Raw genomic sequence first — 23883 nt, 5'->3', positions numbered from 1 at the left:
GGCCGTGGACATCCTGCTGATACTGGATCTTTTCGGCACGTTCTTCTTCGCCGTGTCCGGCTGCCTCCTGGCCGCCCGCCGGAACTTCGACATCGTCGGCTCCCTGCTGCTCGGGTCCCTGGTGGGGCTCGGCGGCGGCGTCATCCGCGACCTGATCATCTCCCAGTCCGTCCCGACCGCCTTCGTCGAACCGATTTACCTGGTTGCCCCGGTCCTGGCGGCCGTCATCGTGTACTTCCACGTGCTCGGTGTGCAGCGGTTCCGGCGGACACTGCTCATTTTCGACGCCGGCGGGCTGGCCCTGTTCTGTGTCACCGGCACGCTGAAGGCTCTGGATTCCGGCATGGGCCCGGTGACTTCCGCAGTGCTCGGAATTACGACGGCGGTGGGCGGCGGCGTGCTGCGCGATGTGGTGGCCAACGAGGTGCCCCAGATCTTCAACCCGCGTGGTGTCTACGCTGTCCCGGCCATGCTCGGCGCATCGCTGGTCACCCTGTTCTCCCAGCTGGGCTGGTTCAACGCCTACACCGGCACCGCGGTCGCCACCGTCGTTTTCTTGTTGCGGGTGCTGTCCCTGCGGTTTGGCTGGCGCGTGCCGCTCGCGGGCGGAGCGAAGAACCCGGGCTCCGCCACGGACTAAACCGTCCCTCCGCCATTCAAAACCTCGCCGATCATCAGTAGGCTGAAGTTTCCGACGTCGTGAGGAAAGAGGTCTGTTGTGAAGGCTGCCCGCTACTACGATCAAAGGGACATCAGGATCGAGGAAATTCCGGAACCGGAGCTCAAGCCCGGAACCGTCGCCATCGACGTGGCCTGGTGCGGCATCTGCGGCACCGACCTGCACGAGTACCTCGAGGGGCCCATTTTCATTCCACCCAAGGGCTCGCCCCACCCCATCTCCGGCGAAGAGGCTCCGGTGACCATGGGGCACGAATTCTCCGGCACCATCACCGCCCTTGGGGACGGAGTGACCGATCTCGAAGTGGGCCAGAACGTCGTCGTCGAGCCTTACATCATCAACGACGACGTCGACACCGGGCCGGGCGCGGAGTACCAGCTGTCCAAGGACATGAACTTCATCGGGTTGGGCGGTCGGGGCGGCGGGCTGTCCGAGAAGATCGTGGTCGAGCGGCGCTGGGTCCACCCGATCGGGGACATTCCCCTGGACCAGGCGGCCCTGATCGAACCGCTGTCGGTGGGGCACCACGCCTTTGTCCGCAGCCAGGCGAAGTCCGGCGACACGGCCATTGTCGGCGGTGCGGGACCCATCGGCTTGCTGACCGCCGCCGTGCTCAAAGCCTCCGGCCTGACCGTCTACATCTCGGAACTCAGCGAGGCCCGCAAGAAGATGGCCCGGGACACCGGTGTGGCGGATCAGGTGTTCGACCCGAGGGAGGGCGACGTCGCCGCGAAGGTCCGCGAGCTGACCGGCGGTAAGGGCGCGGACGTCGGTTTCGAGTGCAGTTCCGTTCCAGTGGTCCTGGACATGCTGATGAACGCCGTCCGGCCCGGCGGCGTCATCGTCAACGTCTCGATCTGGGGCCACAAGCCCGAGGTGGACATGCCGTCCCTGGTGCTCAAGGAGATCGATCTGCGCGGCACCATCGGCTACGCCAACGACCATGCCAGCACCATCAAGCTGGTCCAGGAAGGCAAGCTCGACCTGGCCCCGTTCATCACCGCCAAGATTCCGCTGGACGAACTCATCACCGGCGGCTTCGAGCAGCTCATCAACAACAACGAGGAACACGTCAAGATCCTGGTGAATCCGAACGAGTGATCACCACGCTCGCCGGTGTGCCGCCGGACGCAAGCAACCCTCCGCCGACTAACGACGGCGGAGGGTTGCTTTGCGCCTATCCGGCAGGAACCGTTGCGGCTTCGTCGGTCACGGTGGCGGCCTCGTTCACCAGGAGTGCCGCGGCGCGTTCGCCGATCATGATCGTCGGAGCGTTGGTGTTGCCGGTGGGTACCAGCGGCATGATGGACGCATCGGCGATCCGGACGCCGTTGAGGCCATGGACCTTGAGCGTGCGCGGATCCACCACCGCGTCCCGATCCAGCCCCATGCGGCAGGTGCCGACCTGGTGGTGGTAGGTGACCACGGAATCGCGCACGTACTGTTCAAGGTCTTCGTTACTGTCCGAGACCTCCGCGCCGGGGTAGAGCTCCTCCGCGCCCCAATCGGCCAGTGCCGAACTCCGGCCAATCTCCCGGCACTGCCGCACCGATGCCACCAGGGCGTCGACGTCGGCCTGTTCCGACAGGGCACCGAGGTCGATGCTGATCGGATCGCTGGCTTTCGGCCCGGTGAGCCTGATTTCGCCGCGGCTCTGCGGCCGCACCAGCCCGCCGAGCATCGAGAAGCCGTTCTCCGGCCCGGTCATGTCGCCCTTCCCGTAGCCCTGTGAGTACATGGGCACGGAGAAGAAGATCGGCTGGGTATCCGGCACGGCCAGATCCGGGCTGCTCTTCGCGAAGAAGTGCACTTCCGCCGGGGCCACTTCCGATGCCGGCACCGGCTTGCTCGTGCTGAAGACTACCGGGGAGAGCAGATGGTCCTGCAGGTTCTTCCCCACGCCGGGCAGGTCGTGCATCGGGCGGACGCCGGCTTCGCGCAGTTCGTCGGCCGGTCCGATCCCCGAGCGCAGCAGCAGCTCCGCCGAGTTGATGGCACCGGCTGACAGGATGGTCTCCGGTGCCCGCAGCGTCTTGGTTTCGCCGTCGTGCTCGAACTCGACGCCGGCAACGGTGCCGTCCTCGACGATCAGCCGGCGCACGTGCGCACCGGTGAGCAGCGTGAGGTTGGCATTGTCGACAACGGGCTTGAGGTAGGCGTGCCAGGTATTGAAGCGCTTCCCATCGCGGACATTCAGCTGCATCCGGGACACACCCTCGACGTCGCCCGAGTTGTAGTCCTCGTTGAGCTTGATGCCCGTTTCCACCGCCGCTTCCAGCATGGCTTCCTGGATGGGATTGCGCGGGAAGTCCTGGGCGACATCAAGCAGACCCGAATCGCCGCGCGTTTCGGAGGCCCCGCCGTCGTACTTTTCAATGGTTTTGAACACCGGCAGGACGTCTTCCCAGGACCAGCCGGGGCAGCCCAGGTAGGCCCAGGTGTCGTAGTCCTGCTTGGCGCCGCGGACCCAGATGGTGGCATTCAGTGCGTGCGATCCGCCCATCACCTTGCCGCGCGGCAGGTGGAGCGTGCGGCCGGAGCACCCCTGCTGCTCGGTGGTCTGGTAGTCCCAGTCCTGCGGGCTATGCCAGAGGGCGCCGAGGTTGTAGAGGTGCGCGATGTTGGGGTTCGTGTCGTCATCGCCGGCCTCGAGGACGGCGATGCGCTTGCCCGCATCGAGCAGGCGGCGGGCGATAACGTTGCCCGCCGAGCCGGCGCCGACAACGATGTAGTCGAAGTCCTGCGGAGTCTCCTGCGCGGTCACTGGCTGATCACCTGCGGGGTGCCCAGGGCCTTGAGGCCGGCGACGCCGAATTCGAGTCCGTAGCCGGACTGCTTGGCGCCGCCAAACGGCACGCGCGGGTCAACGGCGCCGTGCTTGTTGATCCAGACCGTGCCGGCCTCGATCCGGGCGGCGACTTCGCGGGCCTTGGCCGGGTCAGAGGACCAGACCGAGGCGCCGAGGCCGACGTCGAGCCCGTTGGCCATTTCGACAGCCTCGTCGACCGTGTTGTAGCGGATGATCGGCAGCGCCGGGCCGAACTGCTCCTGGGCTACCAGCGGATTGTCGTTGTCGATTTCCGCCACGAGGGTGGTCGGGTAGAAGTAGCCGGGCTGGCCGGACTCAGGGTTGCCGCCGGTCAGCACCTTGGCGCCGCTGTCCTTGGCCTTCTGGACCAGGTCCGCGACGATGTCGAACTGGGCCTTGTTCTGCAGCGGGCCAAGGACGTTGTTCTCGTCCAGCCCCACGCCCATCGGCATGTTCTGGGCGACCTGGACCAGTTCCTCGCAGACTTGGTCGTAGAGCGAGTCGTGGACGTAGAGACGCTTGAGCGCGGCGCAGGTCTGGCCGGTGTTGATGAACGCGCCCCAGAACAGATCCTGCGCGATGGCCTTCGGATCCGCGTCCTCGAGCACGATGCCCGCATCATTGCCGCCGAGCTCCAGCGTCAGCCGCTTCACCGTGTCCGCGGAGGAACGGATGATGGCCTTGCCCGTGGCGGTGGAACCGGTGAACATCACCTTGTCGATCTCCGGGTGGGAGGCCAGCGCCTCGCCGACCTCGCGGCCGCCGGAAACCACGTGCAGCAGATCCGCCGGCAGCGCCTGGTTAATCACCGCGGCCAGTGCCAGCACGCTCAGCGGCGTGTACTCGGACGGCTTCATCACCACCGTGTTGCCCATCCTCAGCGAGGGCGCGAGCTGCCAGACGCTGATCATCATCGGCCAGTTCCACGGGCCGATGGCGCCGACGACGCCGAGCGGACGGTAGTGCACCTCGGCATGGCTTTCGCCGTCGTCCACCACGACTTCGGGCTCCAAGACGAACGACGCCGTGGCGCGCAGCCAGGCGGCGCAGGCACCGACCTCGAAGCGGGCGTTGGGTCCGTTCAGCGGCTTGCCCTGCTCGCGTGAGAGCAGCTCGGCGAGCGCCTCGGCACTGGCTTCGATGGCGTCCGCGGCCTGGTTCAGGTACTCGCTGCGCTTCTCGTGGCCCAGCGCAGCCCACTCTGGCTGCGCAGCGCGGGCGGCGGCAACGGCGGCATCCAGATCTGCGGCGGTGTGGACGGGGGCTTCGGCGACCACTTCACCCGTGGCCGGATCCTTAATCGGCCGGGACTCCCCCGCCGGCGCGATTGCGGCCAGCAGGTCCTGGTAAGTCTGGAAGGCGGTGCTATGGGTCTCGGGCTGGGCCGACATCGAAGTCTCCTGTTCATTCGGCGCCGGTCTGACTCCGGCGCAATGGATCGCTCACCCACAACTGTGCCTTGGACCACAGTTCACAGTCTTGTGTTTCCCGGCAGGACCCTTGTCTACCAGCGCCGAAGTTCAGTTGCCCAACGGTTCCGGTTCCGGTCTCGGTCCACCGCATACGACATCCCTCGTTAGATCAACGACGGTAAATTTCCCTGCCCCAGATCGAGGAACTCAGCGACGCCCACTCGAGACGCTATGCCGCGGCCTGCCCCTCATACTGGCGGACTGTTTCTCGTAGCTGGTCGGCGTATTCGTAGATCTCATCAAGTGAGGCGATGGGATGACGCGTTTCGGCCTTGTCAGGCCCGAAGATGCCCAGGTATTTCTGGCTCCGGTTGAAGTGCAACCTCGCAATCGGCTTTCGGTTATTGTCATCGAGCAGCACCGCGAAATAGGACTTCGCATCCCGATGAACAATCCGGTTCGGCTTCACATCGCTATAGACAATAGCGCGGACAATTTGAAAACCTTCCAACTCCTCTATGGTCGTGTCGACACCGTCTTGGGCCAGGTCGTCTTCCACTGGCTTCTCGCTGGTGACAGTTGCCGCGAGCGTAGCGTCAGTAACTGCCGGAATTGAGGATTCACCCAACGCAGCTTTGAGCCGGTCATTCACTTGATCACTGAGGAACTGCCTGGTCGCCTTCACGACAAGGCCCGTGAACTGCTCGCGTACTCGCTGAGTGAAGGCCCCCTCATAAACCTTCGCCGTCAGGAACTTGACCCAGTCATCCTCCGGGGACTGGAACTGCGCAGCGATTGCCCGCTTCAGTTGACCGATATACTTGAGTTCTTCCGCCGCGCTGATGATTGAATCAAGATCGAAGACATCCTTCGAGAGCTTCATGATCTCTGGAATCAGAGTTTCGTCGACGTCATTGAGATCCAAAATCAAGAACGGCTTCGCATCCATCCGGTTCGGAGCATCGAGGTCAGTGTAGAACTGGTAGACCTCGCCGTTAGTCAGGATGGCGATGCGAGCATTGGTTGCGGCAAAGTAGCGGAACAGCTGGGAGGCGTGTTCAATCCGCAGCTCGCCGAGCGATCGCTTGCACTCGATCAGTATCTGGACTTCCCCATCTCGGACGATGGCATAGTCGATCTTCTCCCCCTTCTTTATCCCTACATCCGCCGTGAACTCGGGAACAACTTCGAGTGGGTTGAAAACGTCGTATCCGAGGACTGTCGAGATGAAAGGCATCACGAAGGCGTTTTTCGTCGCTTCTTCCGTCTCAATAATTCCGCGCTGCTGCTTTATCTTTGCCGCCAGCGCTGCAAGCCGTTCTGACAACTGCATGATTCCCCCAGAGAAGTTGTGACCTCGATTACCCTCCCAACCTAGTTGGCACCAACGACAAAATACGACGGGTTAAAGGATGCGTTGCAGGAACGTTAGGTATAAGCGAATTGCCAGCCTCAGGAAACGCCGAACTTAGACAGACACCGCGCGGGCCTCCACAGCCAGCCGCGTATCCTCGACCATCAGGTCGGCGTTGATCATCGCGCCCGTGTTGACGCCCGCGGCTGCGGCCACAATCACCTGCGCCGACAGGTTCGTGACGTTGCCGGCCACGTAGACTCCCGGCACGGAAGTGGCACCGGTCGGCTCGGACGGGATGAAGGCTCCCATGACACAGTCGCCGAAGTTCTGCTCCACGGTTTCCAGTCCCAGATCGTCAAGGAACGCGGCGCGCGCATCCATCCGGGTCGCGACCGCAACCGCCTGCCGGGCAAAGACCTCCCCGCTTGCCAGGCGGACACCTGCCAGCACGTCCGACTCCGTCTCCACGGCAGCAACCTCGCCGGTAACCACGGTGATGCCTCGTGCCTCCAGCTGCGCTGCCTGCTCCGGCGACGGCGCCTCGGCGGTGTGCAGGAACAGTGTCACGTCATCGGTCCACTGGCGCCACAGCAGCGCTTGATGCATGGCCAACCCGATGTTCACAGCGATGACGCCGATGGCCTGGTCGCGGACTTCCCAGCCATGGCAGTACGGGCAGTGCAGCACGTCGCGTCCCCACCGATCCGCCAACCCTTCGATGGCGGGCAGCCCGTCCACCAGGCCGGTTGTCACCAACAGGCGCCGGCCCCGTACGGAACGTCCGCCGCCGATCCCCACCCGGAATCCGCCGTCGTTCTCCTTGTGTGCGGTGGTCACCGTTCCCGAGATAATCTCCGCACCGTAGCCGAGAGCTTCTTCGCTACCGATGGCGTACAGCTCGCCCGGCGGTGTGCCCTCGCGGCCAAGGTAATTGTGCACGTGGCCGGCCGGGGCATTCCGCGCCTCGCCCGAATCGATGATCAGCCCCGAGCGGCGGGCACGCCCCAGCGTCAGAGCGGCACCCAGACCGGCGGCACCACCACCTACGATAACGACGTCGTACAGCTCCTTGGCCGGCACAGTTGCCTTTGCTTCAGTCATGTCCATGTCCTCCTTGTTCAAACCCACCCGCCGGTCCTCGGGATACGGCGGTTTCTTAAGTGTTCGCCCTGGGGACGAAAAGTGGCAAGTAAGTTTGCTGGAATGGCAAAATGGAATGCATGAACGAAGACTTGGGTTCAATGCTCGACGCCGTTGGCCCGCGGCTGAAGTCGCTGCGGCAGGAAAGGGAGACCACGCTGGCAGAGCTGTCCGCGGCAACCGGCATCTCCGTGAGCACGCTTTCCCGGCTCGAGTCCGGGCAGCGGCGGCCCACACTGGAGCTGCTGCTGCCGCTGGCGCAGACCTACGCGGTGCCGATCGACGAGCTGGTCGGGGCCCCGCCAACCGGTGATCCGCGGGTCCACCTTCGCCCCATCAAGCACCACGGCGCCACGATCCTGCCCCTCACCCAACGGCCGGGCGGATTGCAGGCCTACAAGTACGTCCTGCCCGCCGTCACCCGTCCGGCCGAGCCTGATCCGCGGTCGCACGAGGGCTACGAGTGGCTGTACATCTTGAGCGGGCGGCTGCGCCTGGTGCTGGGCGACCAGGAGCTGGTGCTCGTACCCGGCGAGGCCGCGGAGTTCGACACCCGGCTCCCCCACTGGATGGGCAACGCGGACAAAGTGCCAGTCGAGTTCCTCGCGCTCTTCGGGCCGCAGGGCGAACGCGCCCATCTTCGCGCCCGCCCCAAGCGCGCTACTTAACCGGCGTCGGGGTCTTCCTCGATGAGGTCGGGGCCGTTGTTGCGGACGCTGTTGACCTTGCTGCTGACGCGGCGCGGGACCAGGTGCGGTTCCGGAATCGACTCGAGCAGTCCCTGCACGTCGGCCTTGTCCGTCAGCTGCGGGTTCAGCCAATCCTCCTGCAGGTCCCGCGGCACAATCAGCGGGGTCCGGTCGTGGATGTGCCCCAGGGCGTCGGCGGCGGCTGTGGTGATGATGGTGCAGGACATCAGCCACTTTTCCGGATGGTCCTCGGGCAGGGCCGGATCGGGCCACCATTCGTAGAGGCCAGCGAACGCGATCAGCGGCTCCGACTCGGAGAACAGGTACGTGGGGATCTTTCCGCCGTCGTCCTTCTTCTCCCATTCGTAGTAGCCGGCGGCCGGAACCAACGCACGCCTCTTGACCGCGGCCTTGCGGAACGACGGCTTCTCGGTGACCGTCTCCATCCGCGCGTTGATCAGCTTGGCGCCGGATTTCGGGTCCTTGGCCCACGCCGGGACCAGGCCCCATTTAGCCGTGGCGAGCCGCCGGGACAACTCGCCGTCGTGGTTCAGCCGCTCGGTCACGATCCGCACCCCGTCGGTCGGCGCGACGTTCCACGACGGCGGCACATCGTCCCCCACCGTCTCATCGGTCCGGAACGAGGCAACCAGGTCAGCCGTGGCTTTGGCCATTACGTAGCGTCCGCACATGCGTCCATTGTGCCGCAGCCGGGCCCCGGCTCACATCAGAACAGGAGAAACGCGATCGGCGTAACCAGGATCAGTGTCAGCACCACCCGCTGGAACCAGATGACCACCAGCTTCCACAGGGGAATCGGAATGTCCGTGGCCATGATGCAGGGCACCAGGGCCGAGAAGAAGATGATGCCGGAAACGGAAACCACGCCGATGACGAACTTCGCCACAATGGCGGACTTCGCGACGATCAAGGCCGGCAGGAACATTTCGGCAATACCGACGGCGCTGGCCTTGGCCACGAGCATCGGTTCCGGAATCTGCAGCGCCCAGGTGAAGGGGTAGAACACGTAGCCGAGCCAGTCAAAGACGGGCGTGTAGGTGGCCAGCGCCAGGCCGAGCAGCCCGATCGAGAGGATCGAGGGCAGGATGGCCATGGTCATGAGCACGCCATCGCGGACGTTGATCCAGATGTTCGTGCCCAGCGAGGGTGCCGCTGCCACCGTTTCCTGCGCTTCGCGCCACGCGAAGGACAGGCGGCTGCCGTTGACTTCCTCCTCCGGCTGCGGCTTCGCGTCCGGGTGATAGGTGTCCGGCACAGCATTCAGCGGCCAGATCCTGACGGTGATCGCCGTGACCAGGAACGTGACGAGGAAGGTAACCCAAAAGTACGTGTTCCACTGGCCCATCAGGTCCAGCGTCTTGGCGACGACGACCATGAATGTCGCGGAGACGGTAGAGAATCCGGTGGCGATGATGGCGGCCTCACGGGCCGTGTACTTGCCTTCCTTGTAGACCCGGTTGGTAATCAGCAGGCCGAGCGAGTAGCTCCCGACGAAGGAGGCCACGGCATCAATCGCGGAACGGCCCGGCGTCTTCCAGATCGGCCGCATGACCCGCTGGACCATCACCCCGACGAACTCCAGCAGCCCGTAACTGACCAACAGCGCCAGGAACACGGCTCCGATGGGAACCAGCAGGCTGACCGGGATCACCAGTTTGTCGAACAGGAACGGACCCATATCCTTCTCGAACAGCCAGGCCGGACCAACCTTGAAGACCATCATGAAGCCGACGACCATGCCAGCGACTTTGAAGAACGAGAACACTGTCTCGACGACGGATTTTTTCCAGGTCCCCGTGACGAAGGGGTACACCGCACCCGCCACGATGACAGCCAGCGCGTAGTACGGCAGCGCCGGCCCGATGGTGGCTTGCAGGAAGGTGACGATATGGTCGAGCATGATCGTGTTCTTGCCGCCGATGGTGAGCGGAACGAAGAACATGAATGCGCCGATGCCGCTGTACGCAAACAGCTTCCACATCTGGCGCTGTTTAGTCTGCGGGGCCGTCGAGGTGATGGCCATGGTGGACTCCTAACGCTGGGCCGCGGGATCAACGGCTCGTTTTCTGTTAGAACCAATGGGACCCTTTGGCCCGTTGCGGGGACAATGGAATACCGGCAGAAGCAGTCTCATATATGAGATCCTGGTTACATTCGAGGGGAGCGCCATGGCAGAGGACCCGGCCAGCTCCCTGCGGGCGCTGCGGATCCTAAGCTTTCTGGCTACCCAGGCCAACCCGGTCTCCGCGGTGCGCATAGCGGATGCGATTGATGCTCCGAGGTCTTCAACCTTCCGGCTGCTGCGGGGAATGCAGTCGCTGGGGTTCGTGACGCATCTGCCGGAACTGCAGGCGTACGCGTTGGGCATCGCCGCCCTTGAGATCGGCCAGGCCTTCGGCATCCAGGTTCCGCTGGCGAGATTCGGGCGCCCGGTGCTGGAGCGGCTCGTCCACAGGCTCGGAGAAACTGCGCATCTGGCCGTCCTGCACGGACACGAAACGCTCTACATCCACGAGGAAACTTCGCCATCGCGGCCCGCGCTGGTCACGGCAAAGAACGTCCGGCTGCCGGCGCACCTCACTGCGTCCGGCCGGGTCATTCTCGCCGGCCTTGAACAAGACCAGCTCAAGGCCCTCTTCCCGCCTGACTATGCCTTTACACTCAGGACCGGCAAGGGCCCGACGACGCACGCCGAGTTTCTGCAGCAGCTGGCTTCCACGAGAAGGCAGGGGTTCGCCCGTGAATTCGGGGAAGTCACCGAAGGCCTGGCGTCTATTGCCAAACCCGTCCGCGACCGCACTGGCCGCATTGTGGCCTCCATCGCCGTCACCTATTCCTACAGCACGCAACCGGCCGGCTTGACTGCAGGGTCAGGTGACGTTCCCGCCCAAGACGTAATTCTGGCCGCCTTGGACCGCGCCACGCGGGAACTAAGCCGCCGGCTGGGCTGGGAGCCGTAGGGGGGAATCTGCCCGCGAGGTGTCATCGGAGAACGCTTGCCGATCGGCGGCATCGCTTGATTCGGCTCAGGCCCCTTCCCGGCGGGCATCGGCCCAGTTCTCGGCGCCAGCCAGATGCCTGCGTGCCGCAACGACGACGGCGTCCGGTTGCGGATTTCTCCACGCCTGCTCTAGTTCTAAAAGCGATCCCGCGGCGGCACGGCGGGCGGACGCGACCACTGCGGACTCTTCCGCCTGAAAACCGACAACTGGTGTCGTGCTCATGCAATGTATTCGCAGCCGCTGCCGGTTCGGGATTGGTCAGATGCGCGTGACGTCTTGATGCCTGCATTCAGAAGCGTTGAGCGACACTACTTAACATTGCTTAATGAGCAAGCCCGGTCTGTAATAGTCATCACAGCAAGGCGCAATTCACGTCACTAAACGGTGACCGCCAATGCAGGGACACTGTGAAGCGAAGCCAGGACATCAGCAGGAAGGAGAATCCCATGACCGACATTCAAACGGAGCCGGCCATGCGTCCTCCCAAGATGTCCGCAGCCGCTATAGCCCGCGCTTGTGGGGTTTCACCCGCAACGGTCAGCTACGTTATGAACGGCAAGCCCGGTGTCTCGACAGAAACCCGCCGCCACATCATCAAGGTCGCCAACGAACTGGGTTTCCGACCTAATCGAAACGCCGGGCAGGATGGCATTCGCCTCGACCCGCATCTAAACCGGGTCATCGGCTTGATCCTGCCGAATATCGTCAATCCGATGTACACCGGCTGGGCCGAGAACATCATCACGGCCACAGGCCGGGACGGTTTCGAAGTCTTCGTCGCCACGACACAGGACAACCCCGATACACTCGCGCAAGTTGCCATGACCTTGGCAGCGCGCAATGTGGACGGCATCATCATTGCCGCCGCCCTGCGCGAGGATTCACGGGCACTACGCACCTTACGTCAACGCCGCGTTCCCTACATCTGCCTCTCTCGCCGCTCGGACCACCTCCCCGGGGACTTCGTCGGGATTGACGACGACGCGGCGGCAACCCAGCTGATGCAGCATGTCCTCGACCATGGCTACCGCGAGATCGCCACCGTCATTGGCCCTCGTTTTTCCACAGCCTCGCTCGCCCGCGAACAGGCCTTCGTGCGTACTGCCGCTGCGGCAGGCGTTGCGATTACCGGTGAGCGGAAGATCAGCACGCGGCTGAACCGCGACGGCGGACGGGTAGCCGCGGAAAAGCTGCTCGCCTCCACGACCCCGCCGCGGGCAATCGTCTGCGGTGCCGACGAGATCGCCATCGGGATCATGGAACATGCCCTGTCTATGGGCCTGCGCATTCCCGAAGACCTCGCAGTCGTCGGCAGTGACGGACTGCCCCACAGCCGGTCCGAGCTTGTCGGCCTAACAACCATTGTCCAGCCGATCCAGGAAATGGCGAACAACGCGTTCAGCCTATTGCTGGACCAGATCACCCATCCGCGCAACACTTTCACGCACATCCTGTGTGAACACCGGCTGCACTTAGGGCGGACCTGTGGCTGCCCACCGGGCGCCACGAGAAACACCTAAAACAGCAAGCATCGCAAGGACCGGCATCCACCCGGCCCTACCTGACTACGCCCTCCAACAGGAAGTCCTGATCATGTCGACCACCACGAATGCGACGGCAAAGAGGCCACCGCACGTTATCAACAAGCTCATCTTCCGGCGCATCATGCCGCTGCTGATCGCCGCCTACGTCATGGCGTTCCTGGACCGCACCAACATCGGCATGGCCAAGGACCGGATGGAGATCGACCTCGGCATCTCTGCCACGGCTTATGGCATTGGTGCAGGTCTGTTCTTCCTGACTTACGCGCTCTCGGAGATCCCTTCCAACCTGATCATGCATAAGGTTGGCGCCCGCTTCTGGATCATGCGCATCATGATCACGTGGGGCATCATTTCCGCTTGTATGGCCTTCGTTCAAGGCGAATGGTCCTTCTACATCCTGCGCATGCTGCTCGGTGTCGCCGAGGCCGGGCTGTTCCCCGGTGTGATGTACTTCCTCACACAGTGGTTCGTTGTCCAGGACCGAGCCAAAGCCAACGGCATGTTCCTGCTCGGTGTCTCCATCGCGAACATCGTCGGCGCCCCGCTGGGCGGCCTGCTGCTGACCATGGACGGCGTAGGTGGCCTGCACGGCTGGCAGTGGATGTTCATCATCGAGGGTCTGCCGGCGTGCGCTCTGGCGTTCATCGTGTGGAAGTACCTTCCGAACAAGCCGACAGATGCGAAGTTCCTCAGCCGGGCCGAGGCCGAGGATCTGGAATCCCGTATCGCGGCGGAGGAGAAAGCCGGCGCCGCGGCTTCCGGCAACTCGAAGCTGCGCCACGTTCTGAAGGACAAGCAGATCCTGTTGGTGGTCGGCATCTACTTCACCCACCAGATCGCCGTCTACGCACTCAGCTTCTTCCTGCCTTCGATCATCGGCACCTACGGAGAGCTGAGCAGTATCCAGATCGGCCTGCTGACCTCTGTGCCCTGGATCTTCTCCGCCGCCGGAGCCCTGCTGCTGCCGCGCCTGGCGACCAATGCCACCCGCTCCCGAATGATCGCCACCTGCACGATGGTCGGCATTGTCGCCGGCTTCACGCTCGGCGCCCTCGGCGGACCCGTACTCGGCCTCATCGGCTTCTGTCTGGCCGCGTTCAACTTCTTCGCCCTGCAGCCGATCCTCTTCACCTACCCGGCCACCCGCCTCTCCGGCGCAGCGCTGGCCGGCGGCATCGCCTTCGTGAACACCGTGGGCCTGTTCGGCGGCTTCCTTGGTCCGTACGTTATGGGCCTGATGGAAGAGGCCACCGGCAGTAAGTTCGCCGGCCTCTGGTTCATCGTCGCCATGTGTGTCATCGGCGCACTGCTCACCCTGCGTCTCAAGCGCGGCACCGAGGACCCGAGTAAGGCCACCGTCAGCGGCCACTGACCACCAAAGGCGTACGACGGCGGTACGCTCCGCCGTCGTACACCTCCTAACGCTTCACCACCTACCCAAAACAGTTTCACAGGAGCACAAACCTCATGGATTTCATCGGACGCAAGGTCCTCGTCACGGCCGGCGCTGCAGGCATTGGACGGGCAATCGCTAACCGTTTCCGTGACCTTGGCGCAGAGGTCATGGTCACAGACATCAACCCGGCGGCGGTCGACGCAGCCAAGCAGGACGGATTCATCGCCGCCGTCAGCGACGTCTCCGACGAAGCACAGGTCCGTGAGCTGATGGCTGACGTTCGCAACCGGCTCGGCGGACTGGACGTGCTGGTCAACAATGCCGGCATCGCCGGACCCACCGGCCCCATCGAGACGCTGGACGCTGAGGCGTGGAAGACCACGTTTGATGTGAACATCCACGGCCAGTTCTTCTGCATAAAGCACGCCCTGCCGCTGCTGCGCGAGACGCAGGATGCCTCAATCGTCAACCTCTCCTCCGCCGCCGGCCGGCTCGGCATGGCCGGCCGCAGCCCTTATTCGGCGTCGAAATGGGCCGTTATCGGACTGACCAAGACCCTGGCGATCGAGCTGGGCCCCGAAGGTATCCGAGCCAACGCCATCTGCCCCGGTGCGGTGAACGGCCCGCGCATCGACGCCGTGATCGAGGCTAAGGCTTCGATGCTGGGACAGCCCGTCGAAGATGTTTCGGACCTGTACCACAAGCAGTCTTCGCTGGAGCGCCTGGTCGAGGCGGATGATATCGCCAATATGGCGGCGTTCCTTGCCAGCGACCTTGCCCGCAGCGTCAACGGGCAGGCGATGGCCGTCGACGGCAACACCGAAAAGCTCTACTAACCTCCCTCGGCACTAAGGACAGATTCACCATGGCCAGCAAACGTAAAGTCATCATCACCAGCGCCGTCACCGGCGCCATCCACACCCCGACCATGTCTCCGCACCTGCCGGTCACTTCAGAGGAAATTGCCGACGCAGCAATTGGCGCAGCGGAAGCCGGCGCCGCAATTGTGCATATGCATGCGCGAGATCCGAAGGACGGGCGCCCCTCGCAGGATCCGGAACACTTCGAGCCCATTCTGGACAAGCTCAAGGCCAACACGGATGCCGTCATCAACATCACCACCGGCGGCTCGCCCCACATGAGTGTGGAAGAGCGGATGCTCCCGGTGGCAACGTTCAAGCCGGAACTCGCTTCGCTGAACATGGGATCCATGAACTTCGGGCTTTATCCTATGCTGGACCGCTACCCCGAGTTCCAGCACGAATGGGAGCGCGAAGGCCTGGAGAAGTCCCGCGATCTGGTCTTCAAAAACACCTTTGCCGACATCGAAACCATCCTGGACATCGGCAACGGCAACGGGACGCGCTTCGAGTTCGAGTGCTACGACATCTCCCATCTGAACAACCTGGCCCATTTCCACGGCCGCGGCCTGGCCAGGGGTCCGTTGTTTGTCCAGTCAGTCTTCGGGCTGCTCGGCGGCATCGGCGCACATCCAGAGGACCTGATGCACATGCGCCGCACCGCCGACCGGGTGCTCGGCGAAGACTACCAGTGGTCTATCCTGGGTGCAGGCAAGAACCAAATGCCGCTGGCCACCATCGGCGCGGCCATGGGCTCGCACGTGCGCGTTGGCTTGGAGGACTCGCTGTGGATCGGCCCCGGGCAACTCGCCGGGTCCAATGCGGAACAGGTTACGCGGATCCGCACGATCCTCGAGGCGCTGAACTTCGAAGTCGCCAGCCCGGACGAAGCCCGCGAGATGTTGAACCTCAAGGGCCGCGAAAACGTCGGATTCTGATCAGCACCATGAAAATCCTGATCGCGCCTGACAGCTTCAAGGGCACCTACACGGCAAACGAAGTGGCCGCCAACATCGCAAGCGGCGTGCGCGCGGCAGGAGGCGCCGCCGTCGAACTTCCCGTGGCCGACGGCGGCGAAGGAACCTATGAGATCCTTCGCGACGCCCTCAACGCTGAACTGGTTGATGTAGACACGGTGGGGCCGTGGCGCGATCCGCTGCGCGCTTCCTACGCGCTGGCTTCGGACGGAACGGCGGTGATCGGTTTGGCCGCGGCCAGCGGAATCACGCTCCCCTGCTCCGGCGAGCGGAGCGCCCTCACCGCGGACACGTACGGCACCGGCCTGCTCATGGCGGATGCCGCCAGCCGTGGGGCTACCCGGATAGTGGTGGCGGCCGGAGGAAGCGCGACAACGGACGGCGGCACAGGGGCGGTCACCGCCATCGACGAGCATGGCGGTCTGCGCGGGGCCAAGGTGGTGGTCTTGAGTGACGTCACTACCGCATTCGAGGACGCCGCAGGAATATTCGGGCCGCAAAAAGGTGCCGACCCGGCGCAAGTTCAACATCTGACCGAACGATTACACCAACAGGCGGCCAGCTACCCGAACGACCCCCGTGGACTCGCCGGAACCGGTGCCGCAGGAGGTTTCAGCGGCGGTATGTGGGCCAGTTACGGAGCTGAACTGGTTTCCGGCGCCGACTTCATTCTCGACGCATTGGACTTTGACCGGCACGTAGCAGCGGCCGACCTCGTCGTCGTGGGTGAAGGCCGCCTCGACTCACAGACAGGGCAAGGCAAAATCATCTCGGCCATTCTCGGCCGCGCTGCCCGCAAACCGGTCTTCGCCGTGGTCGGAAGCGTTGCCGCGGATCTCGGTGCCTACGCCGAAAACTTTTCCGGGATCCTTATCGCCAGCGACGCAGAAGCAATGCGTGTGGCAGGGCAGCACGTCCACAAACATTTACTTCGTAGTTTGCAGGCCCAAAACCATCAGTGACTATTGACCCAGGAGCAGGCTCTGGCAACGCTTGGTTTGTCCCAATCACTCGCATGAGGAGAAACTAGTGAGCAATTTCGCCAGAAGTCCCCGCAGATTACTCGGCGCCATTGGTGCAGCAACGATGCTGTGCACGATGGTTACGGCTGTCCCGGCTGGAGCCGCTCCGGGGGAATCCAGCACGCCAGGCGCGGGTACCTGCAAGACCTCCGATGATCCCCAGTTCAACGGATGGACCACTTATGAGGAGCTCGGTCCGAAGCTCGAGCGCATTGAGAAGAACAGCAGCGGCCGGGTAGACGTCGAAGTCGTGGGCCAATCCGCGCTCGGCCGTGACCTCTACACAGCCCGGGTCGGAACGGGCGACCGCGTGCTGCTCGTACAAAGCGCCATCCACGGCAACGAACGGACCGGAACCGAGGCTCTCCTCGGGATCCTTCAGAAACTGGGCTCCAGCAACGATGCCGAAACGCAGCGCGCACTCGAAGGCGTCACGCTAGTCGCCATGCCTATGGTGAATCCCGACGGCGGCGAACTCAACCGCCGCACGAATGTCATGTCCTGGAACGACGTCGAAAGCCTCTTCCCCCAGCTCGAAGGGACGCAGCCGGCCTGGTACCACCGACCGAGCAACGGCGGGGTCAACCTGCCCGGCTTCGACCTGAACCGCGATTTCAATGCAGACCTGGACTACGTACCTCAGCCCGGAGATCTACCCGGACTTCAGGAGGACGCAGGATTCTTCCTCGCGCCAGAGTCCCGGACCATCAGGGATGTCTACGTAGACCTGCAACAAGAATTCGGCGAGGTGGACGCCGTCGTCGATCTGCACCACATGGGACGGTGCGACCAGCAGACGGGAGGCGAGCAGGACGGCAAGTACATCTCCGTCGCCCTGGACTACCCGCCGCTGGGCGTCAACGACGGCGCCGCCTATCAAGAGGACTGGCCGCTGCTCGACCAGGACAAGTCCCGCCGGTATGCCCTGGCAGTAGCCGACGGGATCAAGGACAGCTACGGCTCGCAATCCCCGCTTGCCGCCGTCGGCCGTTATTTCCACCCGGCGGAACGGGAGTATGCGGGGCAGGGCCGCTCCGCATTTGCTCTCAACGGCTCGGCGACCGTGCTGTTCGAAGTGCGGGGCCAGTCCGATGACTTCGGCCAGAAGATGAAGGGCATGCTGGTCCAGACCGTCCAGACCGGGCTGGAGTCGCTGGTTGATTCGATGGCCACCGGCGAAGTCGATTCGCTCGACGGCGACGATTTCTTCGACTACCCAGATTACGGCTGGGACCAGACGGCGGACTGAGCATAAGCCGGCGCGAAACCAGAGCAGGAGCCACCGTCCATCCAGGACGGTGGCTCCTGCGCCGTCGCCGGCCAGACCCTCAGCCGGAGGACCCTAAGTCTTCCCATCCGGGCCCGAATCAACCATGATTTCGTGCATGGAAGTCCGATCATGAACAAGAACCGGCTGGAAGCCTTCAGCGACGGCGTCCTCGCGATCATCATCATGGTGCTGGAACTCGATGTGCCGGAAGAGCCCACGTGGCACGCTTTGTTCGAGCAGGCCCCCGCATTTTTCAGCTACCTGCTCAGCTTCGTCTACGTGGGCATCTACTGGAACAACCACCACCATATGCTTCACCTTGCCGGGAAAATCAATGGCACAATCCTCTGGGCCAACCTGCACCTGCTTTTCTGGCTTTCGCTGTTTCCCTTCACCACGCATTGGATGGACCAAACGGGTTTCGTCAACATCCCCGTCCTCGTCTACGGTGCCAACCTTCTGCTGGCCGCCATCGCCTACGACATCCTGGAAGTCTGCCTCGTCCGGAACCAGGGCAAGGACGGCGCACTGGCACGGGCGTTGGGCCGGGATTGGAAGGGGAAGGTCTCCCCTGTCATCTATCTCCTGGGTATGGGTGCCGCCTTCGTGCAGCCCCTGATCAGCATCGCCGCGTATACCGTAGTGGCCGCGCTGTGGCTGATTCCGGACCGGCGGGTGGAACGCTTCCTGGCCCACCAGAACAGCAGTGAGGGCTGACAGCGAGTCGTATCCCAGTGTTTTGAAGGGCTGCTTTGCAATACCGACAGGCGGTTCTTAGACGTCCAGTCCCAGCCGCTTGCGGTCGCGCTGCTGGTTGATGAAGAGCAGGGACAGCAGCCCGGAGCCGAACATCATCGCGCCCGTCAGAACGAATGCATGTTCAAAGCCAACGACGGCGCTGGAGGCGGATCCGACCAGCATGCCTACTACGGCCGGTGCGAACAACCCTGCGCTGGTCAGGATCGCGTTGCTGTATTGCAGCATCGCACCGCGCTGGCCGATGGTGGTGGTTTCGGCAATCACCAGGTACGTCAGCGCGAAGATGGAGGGTGCCGTGCCGAAGCCGAAAGTGAAGCATGCGATCGCCAGAGCGGGCTCTTCCACGTTGGTGCCAACGAGGACCATCGCACCGGAGAACAGTGCCGTTGCACCGAGCACGAGTCCCCGCGAGTAGCGGGATCGCCAGCCCCGGGCGGCCAACCGCCCGGTAAGCCAGCTCAGGCCGACAGTTGCCGCCGTGCCCCACACTGCTGGCAACGCAATCAGGGAACCCGCCTGCTGGGTACTCATACCCAGGACGTTTTCGAAGTAGGCCGGCAACCATGTCATTGCCACCGTAAAAGTCCAGTAGGCGAGGAATGCCGAGAGGACGGCGAGCAGCCAGCTGAGGGTAGCAAATGAGCTCCAGTAGGAGACCTTCCGGTCCGCTGCCTGCAGCGCTTTTTCCTCGCCCTGGTCGGGTATGGTGCCCTCGATCGCGTGCTCGGCACGGATGGACGTATAGGGGCCGTCCTTACCGATGAAGAACCAGAGGGTTGCCCAGACCACACCAATCAGTGCCAGGAAGATGAAAGTAGCTTTCCAACCAAAATCCACCGTGATCCACGCCAGTATGGGCGCGAAGACGACGATTCCCAGGGTCACACCCGAAGCGGCGACGGCTGCCGGCGTAGCGCCTCTGGCGCTGGGGAACCACTTGTAGACGGCATGCATGGTGATTGGCGCCAGCGGTCCTTCTCCCGCTCCCAGAAGGATGCGTGAGAACCACAATGCGGGGAGCGAGGCGAAGACAAAGATTGGCACCTGTGCGATGGACCAGACTAGACACAGCGCCAGCAGGATCCAGGTGGAACTGACGCGGTTGGCTATGGGGGCTGCCGCCAACTGTGCTGCACCGAAGAGGATGAAGACTGCACTGCCCAGCAACCCGAAGGTTTCGGGGCTGATGTCCAGGTCACGCATCAGCGGAACTGCGACGATGCCCAGGATGGACTTGTCCGCCCAGCTGATCATCATCAGAACCAGCAGGAATACGGTGATCGTCCAGCCGCGGCGGGAACGGCGCCGGGCGTCCCAGAATGCCGGGTCGTCAGGTTCTACAGCCGCCTGCGGTGCAGTCCGGGCAACCTGCATCCCTTCGGAAGAACCTGCCCGTCGCGACGAGCGTACGCGCGGGTAATCACGGAAAATACGCTTATTGAATGGCTGGTGGCCCACAACATGGCCTCTTCACAGTTCTCGGGTAAAAGCAGGTCAGATCCCGATCTCGTCCAGGTCCGCCCCGATCACCAGCTTCCCGCTGAAACCCCTTCGGGCAGCACGCTGCCATTTGCCCACAGGCCAGTCGCCCGGCACAAAGTGGCTCAGGACCAGGGTGGACACGTCCGCCTTCTCGGCGATGGCACCGACTTCTTCCACCGCGGTATGGGACTGGATCAGGTGCTGGTACGCCGCTTCGGCTTCCGGACTGCGCGGTTCCGGATACCGCTCGGCCGCCCATTCCTCGGCGATGACTTCGTGCACCAGGAGGTTCGCGCCCTGGGCCAGCTCCACGAGGTTCTTGCTGGGACCGGTGTCACCAGAGAAAACCACCACACCGTCCTCGGTCTCGAAGCGGAACGCCAGGGCAGGGAAGACCGGGGCGTGCTGAACCAGCGTCGTCGACGCTTTCACCCGGTCGTCCTCATAGAACGGCACCGGGCTCATCCGCGGATGGGGGGTGCCATTCGGGTCGGCGAGGTACTGCTCGGGAAGCAGGATGTCGTGACCGGCAAACAGCTGCTGCGGCACCGGCGTCCCGCCGTCGCGCGCCCGGTCGTTAAAGTCGGTGGCGAAGGTGCGGACGATCGATTCGACGGTTTCCTTGGTGCCCGGCGTCGGGCTCTGCGGCGAAACAACGGGCGGTTCGGGCCGATCGCCCGCAACCGGAGGCAGCTCTCCGCGGTTGCCCGGACCCCAGATCGGCACCGGCCGGTCCGCGGCAGACAGCCCGTTGTACAGGCCCAAGCTCAGGATGTTCGAGAGATCGCTGATATGGTCCGAGTGCAAGTGCGTTAGGAAGATGGCTCGAAGCCCGCTCAATGCAGCCCGCGCCTCCCAATTGCCCAGCCTCGCTTCCATGAGCCGGAAGCCCACACCTTCACCGGCGTCGATCAAGTAATAGCGGTCCCCCACCACCAGTGCCGAGGAAATCCCCATGCGCGGCGGATCCGTGAGTCCCCAGCCAGGCCCACCGTTGGTACCCAGGAGGACGGCTTTAGTACGGGTATTCGCTTGCAGCGGCGCCCGCTTCGCTACGGCCGCGGCTGTCCCCGGCGCCAGCAACGGCAGTGCTCCCGCGGCCGTAAATCCTCCGAGCATCGCGCGTCGGGACAGCGCGGGATTTTCTGATGGCGACATGACGCACTCCGGACTCGATGTGAGGTACGTCTCAAAGCCTAGTCCGTGCACCTACTCAAGCCAATGGACGCCGGATACCCATTGCTGCCCACCCGTGTCGCGCATAGACTCCACCTGTTGCCATCTCCACACCACCGATAGGAGAACCGCTATGCCCAAGCCCGACATCACCCCCGGAGCGCCGTGCTGGATCGATCTGATGACCTCGGACCCGGAAAAGGCCAAGAACTTCTACACCGAACTGTTCGGCTGGACCTACGAGACCGGCGATGAGGAGAAGTACGGCGGCTACATCATGGCCTTCAAGAACGGCCAGTCCGTCGCCGGCCTCATGAAGAACGACGGCCAGTCCGGCTACCCGGATGTCTGGACCACATACCTGCGCGTGGACGACATCGACGCCACCACCCAGGCCGCGGCCAACAGCGGCGGCCAGATCTTCATGCCGCCGATGGAGGTTCCCGAGCAGGGCAAAATGGCGATGATCGGCGACGCCGGAGGGGCCGCCGTCGGCGTTTGGGAATTCGGCGGCCACACCGGCTTCCAGCTTGCCGCCGAACCTGGTTCGCCAGCGTGGCACGAAATCTTCACGCGCGACTACCCCTCCACAGTGAAGTTCTACCAGGACGTCTTCGGCTGGGACACGGACGTCATGAGCGACACCGACGAGTTCAAATACACCACCCTCGGCGCGGGCGAGAACGCCAAGGCCGGCATCATGGACGTCAGCTCGTTCCTGCCCGAAAGCATCCCAGCCCACTGGCGCATCTACTTCGCCGTCGAAAACGCCGACGCCGCGATCGAGAAGACCACCGCACTCGGCGGCCAGGTGGTGCAGCCGGCGGAGGACACCCCCTTCGGCCGCGTCGCCACCCTGACCGACCCCACCGGCGCCATGTTCCTCATCGTCCAGGAGCTGCCGCAGCAGTAGCGCTCAGAACCCAAGCAGCCGGGCACCGTTTGCCGTCAAACAACGACGGCGGTGCCCGGCTTTTGCTCTTGGCTCACTTCCTGATCGACCTAATCCCAAGTCACGGGCAGCTTTGATAGGCCGCGGAAGATGAATCCGTCCCAAGCGCTCGGACGGCTGTGATCCACACGGAAGTGCGGAAGCTCCCGATACAACATAGGTACAGCGATACGCCCGATGCCTGCCTGCGCAGCCCATTTTCCTGCGCAAAGATGTGGCCCATTGCCAAAACCGACATGTCGACGGTCTTTGCGGTCCAGTCGGAATTCGTGTGGATCTTCCACGAAATCCGGATCTTTATTGGCAGCCGCCAGTACGAGTCCGACCTGGCTTCCCGCTGGTATGTCATATCCCGCCACTACTACATCGGCGGTCGTCTGCCTGGTAAGTATGGCGATGGGAGTCAGATACCGCACCGTCTCTTCGAAAAGCGCCGTCCACAGCTGGGGATCAGACATTACGGCAGTACGGACCGCCGGGTATTGGTCCAAGTAATAGACGCTGCCAGTGGTGACATGCTGGGGTTCGTTCATGCCGCCGGAAATTGCGAGCAATACATTTGCCCGAACGTTCTCCTCGGGCATGCCGGCCTCAAGCATCAGGGAAGTGATGGACCTGTCGGGTTCGCGCCGCAACCGCCCGAATGCCTCACCCAGAACTTCCGTTGATTCCGCCTTGGCTGTCTCACACCTTGCCCATACATCCGCGTTCTCAGTGACGTTGCCGGAACCGGCGATGAAGTCGCGCGACCACCGCGCAATGGTCTGCCACGGAACATGGGGAAGACCAACAAGCGCCGCTAGGTTTCGGGCCGCCACCGGCGCCGCGTAGTGGGTGTTGAGGTCGGCCTCGCAGGGTCCGATAGCCCGCAGTTCTTCGAGTGACAGGGCGGCATTGCGTTCGAAGATTTCCGACCAATGTTCCAGCATGCTCTTCGGGCGGAGGCTCGGGTTAATGTTCTTCCGTTCCACGGAGTGCTCGGCGCCGTCCTTCCGGATCAGAGGGCGGGCACCCAAGGCGCGAACCATATGCGCCGCACCGGCCTGGGAGGAGAAAACTTCGGCATGCTGCTCCGCCGCCGTGCAGGCCGCCGCCGGGCAGATGAGAATCCTCTTCATGACGGGCACCCACGCGACCGGGCTCTCACGCAGCAGTCTCGTGTAAACAGCGTCGCTGTCTTTCCGCAGGGCCTCGATTGTCACCCAGTCGGCCACAGGCACCGGCTTCGGTGTCCCGTCATCGGGCGTGGCAATACGAAGGACACCGGTTTGGGTCATTGCAGAGGTGGTCATGGTTCTCCGAAATCTGAGGGGCTCGCTAGCGGATCGATCTGGGG

At 63.5% G+C, this 23883-nt stretch carries 22 protein-coding genes; 12 read left to right on the top strand and 10 right to left on the bottom strand.

What is annotated here, in order from left to right; all coding sequences use genetic code 11:
- Nucleotides 1-10: 10 nt before the first annotated feature.
- Nucleotides 11-640 (top strand): trimeric intracellular cation channel family protein, encoded by a 630-nt coding sequence (locus tag AC20117_RS09520; protein ID WP_074703095.1) that lies wholly within the window; start codon nt 11-13, stop codon nt 638-640.
- 78 nt (nt 641-718) lie between these two features.
- Nucleotides 719-1780, top strand: a complete 1062-nt coding sequence (locus AC20117_RS09515; RefSeq protein ID WP_074699931.1) for a 2,3-butanediol dehydrogenase — start codon at nt 719-721, stop codon at nt 1778-1780.
- Nucleotides 1781-1856: 76 nt separating this feature from the next.
- Here the strand turns inward: AC20117_RS09515 and AC20117_RS09510 are convergent, their stop codons facing one another.
- From AC20117_RS09510 to AC20117_RS09495, 4 genes are all read right to left on the bottom strand, one after another.
- The gene (locus tag AC20117_RS09510; protein WP_074699932.1) at nt 1857-3443 is read right to left on the bottom strand and encodes a GMC family oxidoreductase; all 1587 of its coding nucleotides are present in this window, start codon (nt 3441-3443) and stop codon (nt 1857-1859) included.
- Entirely contained in the window at nt 3440-4879 is a 1440-nt protein-coding gene (locus AC20117_RS09505; RefSeq protein ID WP_074699933.1) for an aldehyde dehydrogenase family protein, read from the bottom strand. The genes AC20117_RS09510 and AC20117_RS09505 overlap by 4 nt, the downstream gene beginning before the upstream one ends.
- 250 nt (nt 4880-5129) lie before the next feature.
- The gene (locus AC20117_RS09500; RefSeq protein ID WP_074699934.1) at nt 5130-6233 is read right to left on the bottom strand and encodes a type I restriction endonuclease; all 1104 of its coding nucleotides are present in this window, start codon (nt 6231-6233) and stop codon (nt 5130-5132) included.
- 135 nt (nt 6234-6368) lie between these two features.
- Nucleotides 6369-7358 (bottom strand): NAD(P)/FAD-dependent oxidoreductase, encoded by a 990-nt coding sequence (locus tag AC20117_RS09495; protein ID WP_074703096.1) that lies wholly within the window; start codon nt 7356-7358, stop codon nt 6369-6371.
- A gap of 119 nt (nt 7359-7477) precedes the next feature.
- Here AC20117_RS09495 and AC20117_RS09490 point away from each other — a divergent pair, with 119 nt between their 5' ends.
- Nucleotides 7478-8065, top strand: coding sequence for a helix-turn-helix domain-containing protein (locus tag AC20117_RS09490; protein ID WP_074703097.1), 588 nt, complete (start codon nt 7478-7480; stop codon nt 8063-8065).
- Here AC20117_RS09490 and AC20117_RS09485 read toward each other — a convergent pair.
- Complete coding sequence (locus AC20117_RS09485) at nt 8062-8778, bottom strand: SOS response-associated peptidase (RefSeq protein WP_074699935.1); 717 nt, start codon at nt 8776-8778, stop codon at nt 8062-8064. The two genes, AC20117_RS09490 and AC20117_RS09485, sit on opposite strands and share 4 nt — an antisense overlap.
- A gap of 35 nt (nt 8779-8813) precedes the next feature.
- Nucleotides 8814-10130, bottom strand: a complete 1317-nt coding sequence (locus AC20117_RS09480; protein ID WP_074699936.1) for a YjiH family protein — start codon at nt 10128-10130, stop codon at nt 8814-8816.
- Between the two features lie 145 nt (nt 10131-10275).
- Here AC20117_RS09480 and AC20117_RS09475 point away from each other — a divergent pair, with 145 nt between their 5' ends.
- Entirely contained in the window at nt 10276-11067 is a 792-nt protein-coding gene (locus tag AC20117_RS09475) for an IclR family transcriptional regulator (RefSeq protein ID WP_074699937.1), read from the top strand.
- Nucleotides 11068-11133: 66 nt separating this feature from the next.
- Here AC20117_RS09475 and AC20117_RS23280 read toward each other — a convergent pair whose 3' ends face one another.
- Nucleotides 11134-11331 (bottom strand): hypothetical protein, encoded by a 198-nt coding sequence (locus AC20117_RS23280; protein ID WP_139186754.1) that lies wholly within the window; start codon nt 11329-11331, stop codon nt 11134-11136.
- 224 nt (nt 11332-11555) lie between these two features.
- Here AC20117_RS23280 and AC20117_RS09470 point away from each other — a divergent pair, with 224 nt between their 5' ends.
- The 7 genes from AC20117_RS09470 to AC20117_RS09440 all read left to right on the top strand — a co-directional run bounded on the left by AC20117_RS09470 (nt 11556) and on the right by AC20117_RS09440 (nt 18895).
- Nucleotides 11556-12629: a LacI family DNA-binding transcriptional regulator gene (locus AC20117_RS09470; RefSeq protein ID WP_074699938.1), complete on the top strand. Its 1074-nt coding sequence runs from the start codon at nt 11556-11558 to the stop codon at nt 12627-12629.
- 73 nt (nt 12630-12702) lie between these two features.
- Nucleotides 12703-14025 (top strand): MFS transporter, encoded by a 1323-nt coding sequence (locus AC20117_RS09465; protein ID WP_083339636.1) that lies wholly within the window; start codon nt 12703-12705, stop codon nt 14023-14025.
- A gap of 95 nt (nt 14026-14120) precedes the next feature.
- Entirely contained in the window at nt 14121-14885 is a 765-nt protein-coding gene (locus AC20117_RS09460) for an SDR family oxidoreductase (protein WP_074699939.1), read from the top strand.
- Between the two features lie 29 nt (nt 14886-14914).
- Nucleotides 14915-15847: a 3,5-dioxohexanoate:acetyl-CoA acetone transferase gene (kce, locus tag AC20117_RS09455; protein WP_074699940.1), complete on the top strand. Its 933-nt coding sequence runs from the start codon at nt 14915-14917 to the stop codon at nt 15845-15847.
- 8 nt (nt 15848-15855) lie between these two features.
- Nucleotides 15856-16848: a glycerate kinase family protein gene (locus AC20117_RS09450; protein WP_074699941.1), complete on the top strand. Its 993-nt coding sequence runs from the start codon at nt 15856-15858 to the stop codon at nt 16846-16848.
- Between the two features lie 67 nt (nt 16849-16915).
- Nucleotides 16916-18157, top strand: a complete 1242-nt coding sequence (locus tag AC20117_RS09445; RefSeq protein ID WP_236777487.1) for a M14 family zinc carboxypeptidase — start codon at nt 16916-16918, stop codon at nt 18155-18157.
- A 150-nt stretch (nt 18158-18307) separates the two neighbouring features.
- Nucleotides 18308-18895 (top strand): TMEM175 family protein, encoded by a 588-nt coding sequence (locus AC20117_RS09440; RefSeq protein ID WP_074699943.1) that lies wholly within the window; start codon nt 18308-18310, stop codon nt 18893-18895.
- Nucleotides 18896-18952: 57 nt separating this feature from the next.
- Here the strand turns inward: AC20117_RS09440 and AC20117_RS09435 are convergent, their stop codons facing one another.
- Nucleotides 18953-20311 (bottom strand): MFS transporter, encoded by a 1359-nt coding sequence (locus AC20117_RS09435; RefSeq protein WP_074699944.1) that lies wholly within the window; start codon nt 20309-20311, stop codon nt 18953-18955.
- Between the two features lie 120 nt (nt 20312-20431).
- Complete coding sequence (locus AC20117_RS09430; RefSeq protein ID WP_236777486.1) at nt 20432-21577, bottom strand: MBL fold metallo-hydrolase; 1146 nt, start codon at nt 21575-21577, stop codon at nt 20432-20434.
- A gap of 151 nt (nt 21578-21728) precedes the next feature.
- On the opposite strand from AC20117_RS09430, the gene AC20117_RS09425 reads away from it, so the two are divergent.
- Nucleotides 21729-22508 carry a VOC family protein gene (locus AC20117_RS09425; RefSeq protein ID WP_074699946.1) on the top strand — a complete coding sequence of 260 codons (780 nt, stop codon included), beginning with the start codon at nt 21729-21731 and terminating at the stop codon, nt 22506-22508.
- An 89-nt stretch (nt 22509-22597) separates the two neighbouring features.
- Here the strand turns inward: AC20117_RS09425 and AC20117_RS09420 are convergent, their stop codons facing one another.
- Nucleotides 22598-23839: a cytochrome P450 gene (locus tag AC20117_RS09420; protein WP_158300450.1), complete on the bottom strand. Its 1242-nt coding sequence runs from the start codon at nt 23837-23839 to the stop codon at nt 22598-22600.
- Nucleotides 23840-23883 lie beyond the last annotated feature (44 nt).

This window comes from Arthrobacter crystallopoietes (assembly GCF_002849715.1).
GTDB lineage: Bacteria > Actinomycetota > Actinomycetes > Actinomycetales > Micrococcaceae > Crystallibacter > Crystallibacter crystallopoietes.
The sequence above is the reverse complement of the archived record's forward strand: the minus strand, read 5'-3'. Positions and strand labels throughout refer to the sequence as shown.